Genomic DNA, 15424 nt, shown 5'->3' with positions numbered 1-15424 from the left:
AGGGGAAGAGAGGGAGAGGGGAGAAGAAGACCGAGGGGGCCAGAGGGGGAAAGGGTGTGTTCCTCAGGGGGCCCGCCAACCACCCCCCCCCCCCCCGGCCCACGCCCAGCTCGCACGGAATCCCGACACCATGTCATGGCCGCCCGTCCGCCGATCCGGAGCGAGGTGGCCCGAGAGGGAGTACGAGAAGGTGGCCACACCTAAAAAGGGCAGGAACGCGAGCGCCCAGAGCAAGCCGGGGCGCTCGCTGGCCCTGATCCTGATCGCCATCGCGGCGCTCACCGGTGGAATGTTCGCCTCGGGACACACCAAGCCACGCCTGGGCATCGACCTGGCCGGTGGCACGAGCATCACGCTCCGCGCGGTCCCCGAGGCCGGCAACGAGTCGGCGATCAACAAGACCAACATGGACACGGCCGTCTCCATCATGGAGCGCCGTGTCAATGGTCTGGGCGTCTCGGAGGCCGAGGTCCAGACGCAGGGTCGCGACAACATCGTCGTGAACATCCCCAAGGGGACCAACTCCGAGCAGGCCCGCAAGCAGGTCGGCACCACCGCCAAGCTCTACTTCCGCCCGGTCATCGCCACCGAGGTCTCCGGCGGCAAGGGCACGGCCAGCCCCTCCCCGAGCCCCACCGGCAGCCCCTCGGACAAGCCGTCCGGCAAGGCGTCCGACAAGCCCGAGGCCACCGACAAGAACTCCGCCTCCCCGTCCGCCACGCCCACCACCCAGGGCCGCGCGGTCACCGACGGGCTGAAGGCAGACGCCACGCCGTCCGCGAGCGCGTCGGACAAGCCCGCAAGCAGCCCCTCCCCGTCGGCGAGCGGCGGCTCCGCCGAGGCCGACGCGAACGCGCTGCAGGCGAAGTACGCCGAGCTCGACTGCACGGACGCCAAGATCCGCTCCACCGTGGGCGACGGCGTCAAGGCCTCCCAGCCCACCCTGGCCTGCGGCAAGAACTCGCAGGGCCAGTGGCAGAAGTACATCCTCGGCCCCGCGGAGGTCGACGGCACGGACGTCGACAAGGCCCAGGCCGTCCTGAACACCCAGACCGGCGCCGGCTGGACCGTCACGATGGACTTCACGGGCGCCGGTGCCAAGAAGTTCGGCGACATCACCGGCAAGCTGGCCCAGAACCAGCCGCCGCAGAACCAGTTCGCGATCGTCCTGGACGGCGACGTGGTCTCCGATCCGTCCGTCAAGCAGGCCCTGACCGGCGGCAACGCCGAGATCTCCGGCAACTTCAACCAGCAGTCCGCCCAGGAACTGTCCAACATGCTGAGTTACGGCGCCCTGCCGCTGACCTTCAAGGTGGACAGCATGACGACCGTGACCGCCGCGCTGGGCGGTGACCAGCTGCAGGCCGGTCTGATCGCCGGCGCCATCGGTCTCGCGCTGGTCGTCATCTACCTGCTGGCCTACTACCGCGGTCTTTCGTTCGTCGCGATCCTCTCGCTGCTGGTCTCCGCCGCCCTCACCTACACGCTCATGGCCCTGCTCGGCCCGGCCATCGGCTTCGCGCTGAATCTGCCGGCCGTCTGCGGTGCCATCGTTGCCATCGGCATCACGGCGGACTCGTTCATCGTCTACTTCGAACGCGTCCGTGACGAGATCCGTGAGGGCCGTACGCTGCGCCCCGCCGTCGAGCGGGCCTGGCCTCGCGCTCGGCGCACCATCCTGGTCTCCGACTTCGTGTCGTTCCTCGCCGCCGCGGTGCTCTTCATCGTCACCGTCGGCAAGGTGCGCGGCTTCGCCTTCACGCTCGGTCTGACCACGCTGCTCGACGTGGTCGTGGTCTTCCTCTTCACCAAGCCGCTGCTGACGCTGCTGGCCCGTCGCACCTTCTTCGCGAGCGGCCACAAGTGGTCCGGCCTCGACCCGAAGAGCCTGGGTGCGCAGCCGCCACTGCGCCGCACCCGCCGTCCCTCCGCCCCCGTCGAGACGAAGGAGGCGTGAGATGTCGAAACTCGGCAACCTCGGCGCCCGGCTGCACCGTGGCGAGATCGGCTACGACTTCGTCAAGAACCGCAAGATCTGGTACGGCCTGTCGATCCTGATCACCATCACGGCCGTCGTCGGCCTGGCGGTTCGCGGCCTGAACATGGGCATCGAGTTCCAGGGCGGTGCCGTCTTCACCACCCCGAAGAACATCAGCGTCTCGGTGTCCCAGGCCGAGGAGTACGCGGAAGCGGCCTCCGGTCACGACGCGATCGTCCAGGGGCTCGGTGACGGCAGCCTGCGGATCCAGGTCGCGGGCATCGAGACCGACAAGGCCAACCAGATCAAGGACCAGCTCTCGGAGGACCTCAAGGTCGACGCGGAGCAGATCAACGCCGAACTGGTCGGTCCCAGCTGGGGTGAGCAGATCGCCAACAAGGCCTGGCAGGGCCTCGGCATCTTCCTGATCCTCGTGGTCATCTACCTGGCGATCGCGTTCGAGTGGCGCATGGCGCTCGCCGCGTTCGTGGCGCTGATCCACGACATCACCATCACCGTCGGCATCTACGCCCTGGTCGGCTTCGAGGTCACACCGGGCACGGTGATCGGTCTGCTGACCATCCTCGGTTACTCGCTCTACGACACGGTCGTGGTCTTCGACAGCCTCAAGGAGCAGACGAGGGACCTCACCAAGCAGACCCGCTGGACCTACAGCGACGTCGCCAACCGCTCGATCAACAGCACCCTGGTCCGCTCCATCAACACCACGGTGGTGGCGCTCCTGCCGGTCGCGGGCCTGCTGTTCATCGGTGGCGGTGTCCTCGGCGCCGGCATGCTGAACGACATCTCGCTGTCGCTGTTCGTCGGCCTCGCCGCCGGCGCCTACTCCTCGATCTTCATCGCCACGCCGCTCGTCGCCGACCTCAAGGAGCGCGAGCCGCAGATGAAGGCCCTGAAGAAGCGCGTCCTGGCCAAGCGGGCCAAGGGTGAGACCGAGGTCCAGGGCGACGACGAGGTGTACACGGACGAGCCCGAGGACGCCGCACCCGCGGTGGTCGGGCCGCGCCACCAGCCCGCCTCCCGCAGCCGCGGCCGTGGCCGCCCCTCGGGGAAGCGCCGATGACCGAGATCAGGGAGCTTCTCCTCAGCCGCATCAGGGACGTGGCGGACTACCCGGAGCCGGGCGTGATGTTCAAGGACATCACCCCGCTCCTGGCGGACCCGGCGGCGTTCACCGCGCTCACCGACGCCCTCGCCGAGATCGCCGAGAGCACCGGGGCCACCAAGGTCGTCGGCCTGGAGGCCCGTGGCTTCATCCTCGGTGCCCCCGTCGCCGTCCGTGCCGGCCTCGGCTTCATCCCCGTACGCAAGGCGGGCAAGCTCCCCGGAGCCACCCTCGCCCAGGCCTACGACCTGGAGTACGGCTCGGCGGAGATCGAGGTGCATGCCGAGGACCTCACCGCCGGGGACCGGGTGCTCATCGTCGACGACGTCCTCGCCACCGGCGGCACCGCCGAGGCATCGGTCGAGCTCATCCGCCGGGCCGGCGCCGAGGTCGCGGGTCTCGCCGTCCTCATGGAGCTCGGCTTCCTGAGCGGCCGCGCCCGCCTGGAGCCGGCGCTGAACGGTGCCCCGCTGGAGGCGCTGCTCACGGTCTAGCGGCCGCGCAGCCGTCCCGGCGGAGACCGGCACGACACCGCAGAGGCGGGCCCGGAGGAATCCGGAGCCCGCCTCGTGCGTTACCTGCGTTTCCCGGGTAGACGGTCCTCACATTGGCCTGAAGGCGATCCCGGGGCCCGGGATCGCTACCATGGGGGTCCGGAGCCTGACCGGGGGACCCGGATCGCGCACGAGGAGTCCTCTTGCCAGACGAGGCCCAGCACCTGACCGCCGCCAAGCCCGAGTCCGCCTCGGCAGCCGCGGCCAAACCCGCGCCCAACGCGCCCCACGCGAAGAACGACACCCGCGGGCCGGTCGAGCACGCCCAGGCGGCGCCGGTCGACAAGCCCGCCGAGCAGTCGCGGCCCAAGCCCACCCCCCCGCCCGCGGTCCGTCAGGCGGCCGGCCAGCAGACCCGCTCCGGCTCCTCCAACCGCGTCCGCGCCCGTCTGGCCAGGCTCGGTGTGCAGCGCGCGAACCCGTACAACCCGGTGCTGGAGCCGCTGCTGCGGATAGTGCGCGGCAACGACCCGAAGATCGAGACGGCCACGCTCCGCCAGATCGAGCGCGCCTACCAGGTCGCCGAGCGCTGGCACCGCGGCCAGAAGCGCAAGAGCGGCGACCCGTACATCACGCACCCGCTCGCCGTCACCACCATCCTGGCCGAGCTGGGCATGGATCCGGCCACGCTGATGGCCGGCCTGCTGCACGACACCGTCGAGGACACCGAGTACGGCCTCGACGACCTGCGCCGCGACTTCGGCGACGTCGTCACCCTGCTCGTCGACGGCGTCACCAAGCTGGACAAGGTCAAGTTCGGTGAGGCCGCGCAGGCCGAGACCGTGCGCAAGATGGTCGTCGCCATGGCCAAGGACCCGCGCGTCCTGGTCATCAAGCTCGCCGACCGCCTGCACAACATGCGCACCATGCGCTACCTCAAGCGTGAGAAGCAGGAGAAGAAGGCGCGCGAGACCCTCGAGATCTACGCGCCGCTCGCCCATCGCCTGGGCATGAACACCATCAAGTGGGAACTGGAGGACCTCGCCTTCGCGATCCTCTACCCCAAGATGTACGACGAGATCGTCCGGCTGGTGGCCGAGCGGGCCCCCAAGCGTGACGAGTACCTGGCCATCGTCACCGACGAGGTCCAGCAGGACCTGCGGGCGGCCCGCATCAAGGCGACCGTCACCGGCCGCCCGAAGCACTACTACAGCGTCTACCAGAAGATGATCGTCCGCGGCCGGGACTTCGCGGAGATCTACGACCTGGTGGGCATCCGCGTCCTCGTGGAGACCGTCCGCGACTGCTACGCGGCCCTCGGCACGGTGCACGCGCGATGGAACCCGGTCCCCGGCCGGTTCAAGGACTACATCGCGATGCCCAAGTTCAACATGTACCAGTCGCTGCACACGACGGTCATCGGCCCCGGCGGCAAGCCGGTCGAGCTGCAGATCCGCACCTTCGACATGCACCGGCGCGCGGAGTACGGCATCGCCGCGCACTGGAAGTACAAGCAGGAGGCCGTCGCCGGCGCGTCCAAGGTGCGCTCCGACGCCCCCAAGTCGTCCGGCAAGAGCAAGGACGACCACCTCAACGACATGGCCTGGCTGCGCCAGCTCCTGGACTGGCAGAAGGAGACCGAGGACCCGGGCGAGTTCCTGGAGTCGCTGCGCTTCGACCTCTCCCGCAACGAGGTCTTCGTCTTCACCCCCAAGGGCGACGTCATAGCGCTCCCCGCCGGCGCGACCCCGGTCGACTTCGCGTACGCGGTGCACACCGAGGTCGGGCACCGCACCATAGGCGCCCGCGTCAACGGTCGGCTGGTGCCGCTGGAGTCCACCCTCGACAACGGCGACCTGGTGGAGGTCTTCACCTCCAAGGCGGCCGGCGCCGGCCCCTCCAGGGACTGGCTCGGCTTCGTCAAGTCACCGCGCGCCCGCAACAAGATCCGGGCCTGGTTCTCCAAGGAGCGCCGCGACGAGGCGATCGAGCAGGGCAAGGACGCCATCGTCCGCGCGATGCGCAAGCAGAACCTGCCGATCCAGCGCATCCTGACCGGCGACTCCCTGGTGACCCTCGCGCACGAGATGCGCTACGCCGACATCTCCGCGCTGTACGCGGCGATCGGCGAGGGCCATGTCTCCGCGCAGAACATCGTGCAGAAGCTGGTCCAGGCCCTCGGCGGTGAGGAGGCCGCCACCGAGGAGATCGACGAGTCGGTCCCGCCGGCCCGCGGCCGCAGCCGCAAGCGCCGCTCCAGCGCCGACCCGGGCGTCGTCGTCAAGGGCGTCGAGGACGTGTGGGTCAAGCTGGCCCGCTGCTGTACGCCCGTCCCGGGCGACCCCATCATCGGCTTCGTCACCCGCGGCAGCGGCGTGTCGGTGCACCGCAGCGACTGCGTGAACGTCGACTCGCTGTCCCGCGAACCCGAGCGCATCCTCGACGTCGAGTGGGCGCCCACCCAGTCCTCGGTCTTCCTGGTCGCCATCCAGGTCGAGGCGCTGGACCGCTCCCGGCTGCTCTCGGACGTCACCCGCGTCCTGTCCGACCAGCACGTCAACATCCTCTCCGCGGCCGTCCAGACCTCCCGCGACCGAGTCGCCACCTCCCGCTTCACCTTCGAGATGGGCGACCCGAAGCACCTCGGCCACGTGCTGAAGGCGGTCAGGGGGGTGGAGGGCGTCTACGACGTGTACCGGGTGACGTCGGCGCGCAGCAGGTCGTAGCGGCCCGCAGCAGCCACACGAAAGGGGGGCTCCCGTACGTCGTGTACGGAAAGCCCCCTTCGTGTCGGCTGCTCAGCCTCCGAACTCCTGCAGGCCCTTCTGCGCCTGGTCCAGCAGCGCCTGCCGGCCGTCGAGCTCACGCTGGAGCTTGTCGGCCTTGGCGTTGTTGCCCTGCGCGCGGGCCTGCTCGATCTGGCCCCGCAGCTTGTCCACGGCGGCCTGGAGCTGGCCGGTCAGACCCTCGGCACGCGCGCGTGCCTCCGGGTTCGTCCGGCGCCACTCGGCCTCCTCGGCCTCCTGGATGGCCCGCTCGACGGCGTGCATGCGGCCCTCGACCTTGGGCCGGGCGTCGCGCGGCACGTGGCCGATGGCCTCCCAGCGCTCGTTCACGTTCCGGAAAGCGGCGCGGGCCGCCTTCAGGTCCGTGATCGGCAGGAGCTTCTCGGCCTCCTCGGCCAGCTCCTCCTTGAGCTTGAGGTTCTCCGACTGCTCCGCGTCCCGCTCGGCGAAGACCGAGCTACGGGCCGCGAAGAACACGTCCTGGGCGCCGCGGAAGCGGTTCCACAGGTCGTCCTCGTGCTCGCGCTGGGCGCGGCCCGCGGCCTTCCACTCGGACATCAGCTCGCGGTAGCGCGCCGCCGTCACGCCCCAGTCCGTCGAGTTCGACAGCGCCTCGGCCTCGGAGACCAGCCGCTCCTTGGTCTTGCGGGCCTCCTCGCGCTGCGCGTCCAGCTGCGCGAAGTGCTGCTTGCGCCGCTTGGAGAACGCCGACCGCGCGTGCGAGAACCGGTGCCACAGCTCGTCGTCGGACTTGCGGTCCAGGCGCGGCAGACCCTTCCAGGTGTCCACCAGGGCCCGCAGCCGCTCACCGGCCACCCGCCACTGGTCGGACTGCGACAGCTCCTCCGCCTCGGCGACCAGCGCCTCCTTGGCGTGGCGGGCTTCGTCGGACTGCTTCGCCCGCTGCGCCTTGCGCTCCTCGCGGCGCGCCTCCACCAGCTCCACGAGCTTGTCCAGCCGGACCCGCAGGGCGTCCAGGTCGCCCACCACGTGGTGCGCGTCGACCTGCTCCCGGATGTGGTCGATGGCGGCCTGGGCGTCCTTCGCCGACAGGTCGGTGGTCTTCACTCGCTTCTCGAGGAGGCCGATCTCGACAACCAGGCCCTCGTACTTGCGCTCGAAATAGGCCAGCGCCTCCTCGGGGGAGCCCGCCTGCCAGGAACCGACGACCTGCTCGCCGTCGGCCGTACGCACGTACACGGTCCCCGTCTCGTCGACGCGGCCCCACGGGTCGCTGCTCACAGCGCCTCCTCCACATGATGCCTGCGGGGGGCCTCAGCTCCCCCGGGCATCGTCCACAGTTTCGTCACGGCCAACATAGGCGACCGGCGGGGGGCCTGTCCGCATCCCGCGCGACCGAAATTTCGCAGTTGGGGGTCAGGATTTGGTGATCGTGGCCTTGTTGATCACGACCGTCGCGTTGGGCGCCGTGTTGCCCGTCTGGGGGTCGGGGGCCTGCGCCCCGGCCTTGGCGATCTTCTGCAGCACCTTCATGCCCGCCTCGGACACCGTACCGAACGGTGTGTAGTCGGGCGGCAGCTGACTGTCCTGGTAGACGAGGAAGAACTGGCTGCCGCCGCTGTTGCGGCCCTGCTTCGTCTGCGCGTTGTACTGGTTCGCCATCGCGACCGTGCCCGCCGGGTACATCCCGCCCTTGAGGCTCTTGTCCTTGAGGTTCTCGTCGGGGATGGTGTAGCCCGGTCCGCCCATGCCGGTGCCCTGCGGGTCGCCGCACTGCAGGACGTAGATGTTCTGGTCCGTGAGCCGGTGGCACTTGCTGTGGTCCAGGTAGCCCTTGCCGAGAAGGAAGTTGAACGAGTTGACGGTGTGCGGCGCCGCCGACGCCTTCAGCGCGACGTCCATCTCACCGCAGGTGGTGTCCAGCTTCATCGTGTACTTCGCCGACTCGTCGATGGTCATCGCCGGTTCCTTCTTCCAGGTCTCCGACTTGACCTTGCCCGGGGCCGGCTTCTCGCACGGGTCCGGGGCCTTGCTGGGCGAGGCGCTCGGGGTGACCTCCGCGCCCGCGTTCTCCTTCTTGTCGTCGTCCTCGAACGGCTTGGTCAGGAAGACCGTCACCGAGAGCACCACGACCACGCCGAGAGCCGAGGCGATCACGGAGTTGCGGATACGGGCCTTGCGTCGCGCGTCCGTGCGTCGCTGCTGCTGCCGCAAGAACTTCTCCCGGGCGAGCTGACGCCGCCGCTGTTCCTGGCTGACCACCGGGTTCTCTCCTCATGGGTCTCGAACGTCGACCGGTACGCCTGCGTCCTGTGTGCCGAGCGCGTGCGTGTGCCCCGTACCGTATATGGGTTCGCTGAGGAATCGGCAGCGCCGGTAGGCTCTGTGAGCAGCCGTAGCCGCCCGTATCGACACAACGAAGGACGATCGTGCTCATTGCCGGGTTCCCCGCCGGGGCCTGGGGGACGAACTGCTACCTCGTCGCCCCCGCCGCCGGTGAGGAGTGCGTGATCATCGACCCCGGCCACCAGGCCGCCGACGGCGTCGAGGAAGCGATCAGGAAGCATCGCCTCAAGCCCGTCGCCGTCGTCCTCACCCACGGCCACATCGACCACGTGGCCTCGGTCGTCCCGGTGTGCGGCGCGCACGACGTGCCGGCCTGGATCCACCCCGACGACCGCTACATGATGAGCGACCCCGAGAAGGGGATCGGCCGTTCCATCGGGATGCCGCTGCTGGGCGAGCTGACCGTGGGGGAGCCCGACGACGTCAAAGAGCTGACCGACGGCGCGAAGCTGGAGCTGGCGGGCCTGCAGCTGTCCGTCGCGCACGCGCCGGGCCATACCAAGGGGTCGGTGACCTTCGGCCTGCCCGAGGCGGCGGACATCCCGCCGATCCTCTTCTCGGGCGACCTGCTGTTCGCCGGCTCCATCGGACGTACCGACCTGCCCGGCGGTGACATGGCCGAGATGCTCGACTCGCTGGCCCGTGTGTGCCTGCCGCTCGACGACTCGACCGTGGTGCTGTCCGGCCACGGCCCCCAGACGACCATCGGCCAGGAGCGCGCCGCCAACCCGTATCTGCGGCAGGTGGCGACCGGCCAGGGAGCATCTCAGGCTCCCCGACGAGGAATGTGACGAGACCTTCCGTGAGCACCTTCAAGGCCCCCAAGGGCACGTACGACCTGATCCCGCCGGACAGCGCGAAGTACCTCGCCGTCCGTGAGGCGATCGCCGCTCCGCTGCGCAACTCCGGCTACGGCTACATCGAGACGCCGGGCTTCGAGAACGTCGAACTCTTCGCCCGCGGGGTCGGTGAGTCCACCGACATCGTGACCAAGGAGATGTACGCCTTCGAGACCAAGGGCGGCGACCGGCTCGCCCTGCGCCCCGAGGGCACGGCCTCCGTTCTGCGCGCCGCGCTGGAGGCCAACCTCCACAAGGCCGGCAACCTCCCGGTCAAGCTCTGGTACTCGGGCTCGTACTACCGCTACGAGCGCCCCCAGAAGGGCCGCTACCGCCACTTCTCCCAGGTCGGTGCCGAGGCGATCGGCGCGGAGGACCCGGCGCTGGACGCCGAGCTGATCATCCTGGCCGACCAGGCGTACCGCTCGCTGGGCCTGAGCGACTTCCGGATCCTGCTCAACAGCCTGGGCGACCAGGAGTGCCGTCCCGTCTACCGGTCGGCGCTCCAGGAGTTCCTGCGCGGCCTCGACCTGGATGAGGACACCCTGCGCCGCGCGGAGATCAACCCGCTGCGCGTCCTGGACGACAAGCGCGAGTCGGTCCAGAAGCAGCTGGGGGACGCGCCGCTGCTGCGCGACTACCTGTGCGACGCGTGCAAGGCGTACCACGAGGAGGTCCGTGAGCTGATCACGGCTGCCGGCGTCTCCTTCGAGGACGACCCGAAGCTGGTCCGCGGCCTGGACTACTACACCCGCACCACCTTCGAGTTCGTCCACGACGGCCTCGGCTCGCAGTCCGCGGTGGGGGGCGGGGGCCGCTACGACGGCCTCTCCGAGATGATCGGCGGCCCCGCGCTGCCGTCCGTCGGCTGGGCCCTCGGCGTCGACCGCACGGTCCTCGCCCTGGAGGCGGAGGGCGTCGAGCTCGAACTGCCCGCGACCACCAGCGTGTTCGCCGTCCCGCTCGGCGAGGAGGCCCGCCGGATCCTGTTCGCCAAGGTCACGGAGTTGCGCAAGAACGGCATCGCGGCCGACTTCTCCTATGGCGGCAAGGGCCTCAAGGGCGCGATGAAGAACGCCAACCGCAGCGGCGCCCGCTACACGGTCGTCGCCGGCGAGCGCGACCTCGCCGAGGGCGTCGTCCAGCTCAAGGACATGGAGTCGGGCGAGCAGACGGCGGTCGGCGTGAACGAGATCGTGGCCGAGCTGGAGGCACGGCTCGGCTGAGACACGGTGGGGGAAGGCGCCGGGTACGGCGCCTTCCTCACTCCTCCAGGAGCCCGAACCGCATCGCGTTCGTCACCGCCGCCGTCCGGTCGTCCACGGCCGGCTTCCCGAAGAGGCGCAGCAGATGCGTCTTCACCGTCGACTCACCGATGAACAGCCGCCGCCCGATCTCCGCGTTCGTGCACCCCTCGGCGACCAGTCGCAGCACCGCCGTCTCACGCCCCGACAGCCGTGGCCGCTCCGGCTTGGTCCGCAGCTGGTCGACCAGCCGGGCCGCCACGGTCGGCGCCAGCACCGTCTCGCCACGGGCCGCCGCCCGCACGGCCTCCGCCAGCTCGGTCGAAGCCGCGGCCCTCGTCCCGCACCGACACCGTCAGCGACTCCTCGGTGTACGCCAGTGACACGCCAGCCGGCACCGAACTCCCGGCGTGCTTATGCGCGTTGGCCAGCGCCTCCTGGCAGGCCCGCAACGCGACCACCTCCGGGCCCGCGGGCAGCGTGAGCACCGGGCCGGTCACCTCCGGCGCCGCGTCATGGCGCGCGGCGAGCCGCCCCAGCGCGTTCGGCAGCGAGGCGCCGTTCAGGTCGGCGGGCGCGCCCCCGGCGACCAGGGCCCGGGCCTCGGCGAGGTTCTGACGGGCCGTCTCGTCCATCAGCCGCAGATGACGCCGGACCGCCGGAACGTCATGGTCCGGCTCCGCCTCGACCGCCTGGACCAGCATCACCAGACTGGTTGCGCCAGCGTGTCGTGGATCTCCCGGGCCAGCCGCTCCCGCTCCGCCAGCGCCCCGTGCGCCTCGGACAGCCGGCCCACCTCATGGCGGCCCGCGTCCAGTTCCGCGATCAACTCCGCCCGCTCCTGGCTCTGTTCGATGATCCTGATGACCCATATGCCGACGGCCACCGAGAACACCAGGGTGACCGCGGCGAACAGCGCGTCGAACGCCAGCTCCCGCGCTCCGGGCCACCACAGCAGCGCCCAGCCCGCCACGGGCACGAGGTTCATCACGGCCACCGCCACCAGCGCCGGGCGCAGCCGCAGCGTCATGAAGCACTGCGGGATCAGCGCGAACGTCAGCGCCCGCGTCCCACCGGCGAGCACCGCCGACGGCAGGAACAGCGCCAGTCCTGCCGCCAGATAGCCGATCGCCTGCCGCTGGTCGGGCGGATCTCCCCGGATCAGCCAAAAGAACCAGCCAGATTTTGCCGAGGAAGCAGGCCGCGGGCGGCATCGGGGTGCCGCGCAGCCGGCGCAGCACCTTGTCCTCCCGCTCGATCGCGATCGAGATGCCGAGCGCCTGGAAACTCGTCGACATGATCCCGGCGGCCATCATCGCCGGGACGTACAGCTGCGAGGCGGTGACGCCCGCGCCCTCCACGTCGTCCCGGAAGATCGACGCGAACAGGAACAGCAGGACGACCGGGAAGGCGAAGGTGAACACCACCTGGTCGGCTGCCGGAAGAACTGTCTGATCTCCAGGGCTCCCCGCCGCAGCCCGAGCCCCCACGCACCGGGCAGCCGTCCAGCGCCGACCTCACCGCGCTCCCGTACGGCAGTCGTGCTCATCGGGCGTCCTCTTGGGACTGTCCGGTCAGCCGGAGGTAGACGTCCTCCGGCGTGGGGCGGCTCACCGTCAGCCCCGGCACCTCGCCGCCGAAGCGCCGCATGAGCCCGGAGACGGTCCGGGTCGGCGTCCCGGTGCGCTCGGTGCGGGGGGTTCCGTCCGGCTCGGTCCAGCCGACGGTGGCCTCGGTGCCGTACCGCTCCCGCAGGGCTCCGGGTTCGCCCTCGGCGACGATCCGGCCCCGGGAGACGATGGCCAGCCGGTGCACGAGGGCCTCCGCCTCCTCCAGGTAGTGCGTGGTCAGCACGATCGTGGTGCCGTCGTCGGCCAGGGCACGGATCAGCGACCGGAACCGCCGCCGGGCCGCCGGATCGAAGCCGGTCGTCGGCTCGTCCAGGAGCAGCAGGTCAGGGCCGCCGATCACGCCCAGCGCCACGTCCAGGCGCCTGCGCCGGCCGCCCGACAGCGCCTTGATCCGGCTGTCCGCCTTCGCCTCCAGACCGACCAGGCCGATGACCTTCTCCGGGTTCCGGGGCCTCGGGTAGGAGCAGGCGAAGTGGCGCACGGTCTTGCGTACCGTCAACTCGGCGGGCGCCGATTCGTCCTGCCAGACGATTCCGACTCGTGAACGCCACGCGCGCGTGGCGGTCGCCGGGTCCGACCCGAGCACGGACACCTCGCCCGCGTCCCGGTCCCGGTTGCCCTGGAGGATCTCCACCGTGGTGCTCTTGCCCGCGCCGTTGGGGCCGAGCAGGCCGAACACCTCACCCCGCCGGATGCCCAGATCGATGCCGTCGACGGCGGTCACGCCCCGGTAGCGCTTGCGCAGCCCCCGCACGTCCACGGCGAGTTCGTACCCCTGTGCTGTCATGCGACGAGCGTCGGCCGGAACACCGCCCTCGGGGACGACCGGGCGGACATCCTTATGTCCACTGAACGGTGGACACAGGCACCTGTGCGGCACAATGGCCCTGCCCGAAGGTGTTCAGGTCTCAAGTGACGGAATCGGCGTGATGAGCAAGACGACAGTTAAGGACGTCTCCGTGGAGCCCGAGCCGCAGCGCGCCGAGACGGCGCCCCGCGCGGAGGGCGGCAGCCGGGCCCTCGCCCTGCTGCTGGTCATCACCGGCGCCGCCGGACTGCTCGCCTCGTGGGTCATCACGATCGACAAGTTCAAGATCCTCGAGGCCAAGGTCGAGGGCAAGACGTTCACGCCCGGCTGCAGCCTCAACCCGGTGGTCTCCTGCGGCAGCGTCATGGAGAGCAAGCAGGCCGCTGTCTTCGGTTTCCCGAACCCGATGCTCGGTCTCGTCTGCTACGGGATCGTCATCGGCGTCGGCGTGGCGCTGCTCGCCCGCGCCCGCTTCCCGCGCTGGTACTGGCTCACCTTCAACGCCGGCTGCCTCTTCGGCGTGAGCTTCTGCGCCTGGCTGATGTTCCAGTCCCTGTACCGGATCAACGCGCTGTGCCTGTGGTGCAGCCTGGCCTGGGTCGCCACGATCCTGATGTTCTGGTACGTCACGTCGTTCAACATCCGCAAGGGCTTCCTGCCCGCCCCGAGCTGGCTCAAGAGCTTCTTCGGCGAGTTCACGTGGGTCATGCCGGTGCTGCACATCGGCATCATCGGCATGCTGATCCTGACCCGCTGGTGGGACTTCTGGCTCAGCTGATCCGGGCCGTTGCGGGCCCCGGGCGGACTGTCAGTGCGGTGATTTAGGGTTTCTGACGTGGAGCCCGACCTGTTCACCGCCGCAGCCGAAGACCGCCAGGAGAAGGAGCCGTCCAGCAGCCCCCTGGCGGTGCGGATGCGCCCGCGCACCCTCGACGAGGTCGTGGGCCAGCAGCATCTGCTGAAGCCGGGCTCACCCCTGCGCAGGCTGGTGGGGGAGGCCTCCGGCGGCCCCGCCGGTCCCTCCTCGGTGCTCCTGTGGGGCCCGCCCGGCACCGGCAAGACCACCCTGGCCTACGTCGTCTCCAAGGCGACCGACGCCCGCTTCGTGGAGCTGTCGGCGATCACCGCCGGCGTCAAGGAGGTCCGCGCGGTCATCGACGGCGCCCGCCGCGCCTCCGGCGGGTACGGCAAGGAGACCGTCCTCTTCCTCGACGAGATCCACCGCTTCAGCAAGGCCCAGCAGGACTCCCTGCTGCCGGCCGTCGAGAACCGCTGGGTGACGCTCATCGCGGCGACGACGGAGAACCCGTACTTCTCGGTGATCTCCCCCCTGCTGTCCCGCTCGCTGCTGCTCACCCTGGAACCGCTCACGGACGACGACATCAGGGCCCTCATCCGGCGCGCCCTCACCGACGAGCGGGGCCTGGGGGGCGCCGTCACCCTCCCCGAGGAGACCGAGAGCCACCTCCTGCGCATCGCCGGCGGCGACGCGCGCCGCGCCCTGACCGCCCTGGAGGCGGCCGCCGGAGCCGCTCTCGACAAGAACGAGGCGGAGGTGGGCCTGACCACCCTGGAGGAGACGGTCGACCGGGCCGCCGTGAAGTACGACCGCGACGGCGACCAGCACTACGACGTGGCCAGCGCCCTGATCAAGTCCATCCGCGGCTCCGACGTCGACGCGGCCCTGCACTACCTGGCCCGCATGATCGAGGCCGGTGAGGATCCCCGTTTCATCGCCCGGCGCCTGATGATCTCCGCCAGCGAGGACATCGGCCTGGCCGACCCCACCGCCCTGCAGACGGCGGTCGCCGCCGCCCAGGCCGTCGCCATGATCGGCTTCCCCGAGGCCGCCCTCACCCTCAGCCACGCCACCATCGCCCTCGCCCTGGCACCCAAGTCCAATGCCGCGACCACCGCGATCGGGGCCGCCCTGGAGGACGTCCGCAAGGGTCACGCCGGACCCGTCCCCGCCCATCTGCGCGACAGCCACTACAAGGGCGCGACCAAGCTCGGCCACGGCCAGGGCTACGTCTACCCGCACGACCTGCCCGAGGGCATCGCGGCCCAGCAGTACGCCCCGGACGAGCTGAAGAACCGCGAGTACTACGAGCCGACCCGGCACGGCGCGGAGGCCCGCTACGCGGACGCGGTGGAGTGGACCCGGAAGAACCTCGGTCGAAAGCGGTCCTGAGCACCCTGTAAACTCGTCCG

General features: G+C 70.2%; 11 protein-coding genes and 3 pseudogenes. 8 read left to right on the top strand and 6 right to left on the bottom strand.

The genetic code is table 11. The features are described 5' to 3' along the window. Window positions 1–190 precede the first annotated feature (190 nt). The 4 genes from secD (at window position 191) to relA (ending at window position 6324) form a co-directional block, all read left to right on the top strand. The gene (gene secD, locus ACZ7EG_RS36625) at window positions 191–1957 is read left to right on the top strand and encodes a protein translocase subunit SecD (protein ID WP_471088621.1); all 1767 of its coding nucleotides are present in this window, start codon (window positions 191–193) and stop codon (window positions 1955–1957) included. 1 nt (window position 1958) lies between these two features. Then, window positions 1959–3062, top strand: coding sequence for a protein translocase subunit SecF (gene secF, locus ACZ7EG_RS36620; protein ID WP_471088619.1), 1104 nt, complete (start codon window positions 1959–1961; stop codon window positions 3060–3062). Next, window positions 3059–3598 (top strand): adenine phosphoribosyltransferase, encoded by a 540-nt coding sequence (locus ACZ7EG_RS36615; protein WP_471088617.1) that lies wholly within the window; start codon window positions 3059–3061, stop codon window positions 3596–3598. Before secF ends, ACZ7EG_RS36615 begins: the two co-directional genes overlap by 4 nt. A 203-nt stretch (window positions 3599–3801) precedes the next feature. Beyond that, window positions 3802–6324, top strand: coding sequence for a GTP pyrophosphokinase (gene relA / locus ACZ7EG_RS36610; RefSeq protein WP_471088615.1), 2523 nt, complete (start codon window positions 3802–3804; stop codon window positions 6322–6324). Window positions 6325–6396: 72 nt separating this feature from the next. On the opposite strand, the gene ACZ7EG_RS36605 is transcribed toward relA, so the two are convergent. Both ACZ7EG_RS36605 and ACZ7EG_RS36600 read right to left on the bottom strand, forming a co-directional pair. After that, the gene (locus ACZ7EG_RS36605) at window positions 6397–7626 is read right to left on the bottom strand and encodes a DUF349 domain-containing protein (RefSeq protein ID WP_471088613.1); all 1230 of its coding nucleotides are present in this window, start codon (window positions 7624–7626) and stop codon (window positions 6397–6399) included. A gap of 135 nt (window positions 7627–7761) precedes the next feature. Further along, on the bottom strand, window positions 7762–8607 hold the full coding sequence (locus ACZ7EG_RS36600) for a peptidylprolyl isomerase (protein WP_471088611.1): 846 nt from the start codon (window positions 8605–8607) through the stop codon (window positions 7762–7764). 167 nt (window positions 8608–8774) lie between these two features. On the opposite strand from ACZ7EG_RS36600, the gene ACZ7EG_RS36595 reads away from it, so the two are divergent. Together ACZ7EG_RS36595 and hisS are read left to right on the top strand one after the other, a co-directional pair. After that, complete coding sequence (locus tag ACZ7EG_RS36595; protein WP_471088609.1) at window positions 8775–9482, top strand: MBL fold metallo-hydrolase; 708 nt, start codon at window positions 8775–8777, stop codon at window positions 9480–9482. 11 nt (window positions 9483–9493) lie between these two features. Continuing rightward, window positions 9494–10756, top strand: a complete 1263-nt coding sequence (gene hisS, locus ACZ7EG_RS36590) for a histidine--tRNA ligase (RefSeq protein ID WP_471088607.1) — start codon at window positions 9494–9496, stop codon at window positions 10754–10756. A 37-nt stretch (window positions 10757–10793) separates the two neighbouring features. Here the strand turns inward: hisS and ACZ7EG_RS36585 are convergent. The 4 genes and pseudogenes from ACZ7EG_RS36585 to ACZ7EG_RS36570 all read right to left on the bottom strand — a co-directional run. Continuing rightward, window positions 10794–11093: pseudogene (locus tag ACZ7EG_RS36585) on the bottom strand (response regulator transcription factor); the annotation flags it as partial. Further along, window positions 11071–11939 (bottom strand): annotated as a pseudogene (locus ACZ7EG_RS36580) (sensor histidine kinase); the annotation flags it as partial. The pseudogenes ACZ7EG_RS36580 and ACZ7EG_RS36585, both read right to left, overlap by 23 nt. Window position 11940: 1 nt before the next feature. Then, window positions 11941–12323, bottom strand: a pseudogene (locus tag ACZ7EG_RS36575) (ABC transporter permease); the annotation flags it as partial. Further along, window positions 12320–13192, bottom strand: a complete 873-nt coding sequence (locus ACZ7EG_RS36570; RefSeq protein ID WP_471088605.1) for an ABC transporter ATP-binding protein — start codon at window positions 13190–13192, stop codon at window positions 12320–12322. The gene ACZ7EG_RS36570 and the pseudogene ACZ7EG_RS36575, both read right to left, overlap by 4 nt. A 142-nt stretch (window positions 13193–13334) precedes the next feature. Here ACZ7EG_RS36570 and ACZ7EG_RS36565 point away from each other — a divergent pair, with 142 nt between their 5' ends. Continuing rightward, the gene (locus tag ACZ7EG_RS36565; RefSeq protein WP_471088603.1) at window positions 13335–13991 is read left to right on the top strand and encodes a vitamin K epoxide reductase family protein; all 657 of its coding nucleotides are present in this window, start codon (window positions 13335–13337) and stop codon (window positions 13989–13991) included. Window positions 13992–14048: 57 nt separating this feature from the next. Next, a complete protein-coding gene (locus ACZ7EG_RS36560) occupies window positions 14049–15404 on the top strand; it encodes a replication-associated recombination protein A (protein WP_471088601.1) in 1356 nt (451 codons plus the stop codon). The last annotated feature ends 20 nt before the right edge of the window (window positions 15405–15424 follow it).

The organism is Streptomyces sp. NPDC037100, from assembly GCF_055606225.1.
This window is presented reverse-complemented; position numbering and strand designations above follow the sequence as displayed.

Excerpts from the sequence above, each read along its gene's own strand:
- secF (WP_471088619.1), top strand. The coding sequence starts at position 1,959 with ATGTCGAAACTCGGCAACCTCGGCGCCCGGCTGCACCGTGGCGAGATC.
- ACZ7EG_RS36615 (WP_471088617.1), top strand. The coding sequence starts at position 3,059 with ATGACCGAGATCAGGGAGCTTCTCCTCAGCCGCATCAGGGACGTGGCG.
- ACZ7EG_RS36570 (WP_471088605.1), bottom strand. The coding sequence starts at position 13,192 with ATGACAGCACAGGGGTACGAACTCGCCGTGGACGTGCGGGGGCTGCGC.
- ACZ7EG_RS36565 (WP_471088603.1), top strand. The coding sequence starts at position 13,335 with ATGAGCAAGACGACAGTTAAGGACGTCTCCGTGGAGCCCGAGCCGCAG.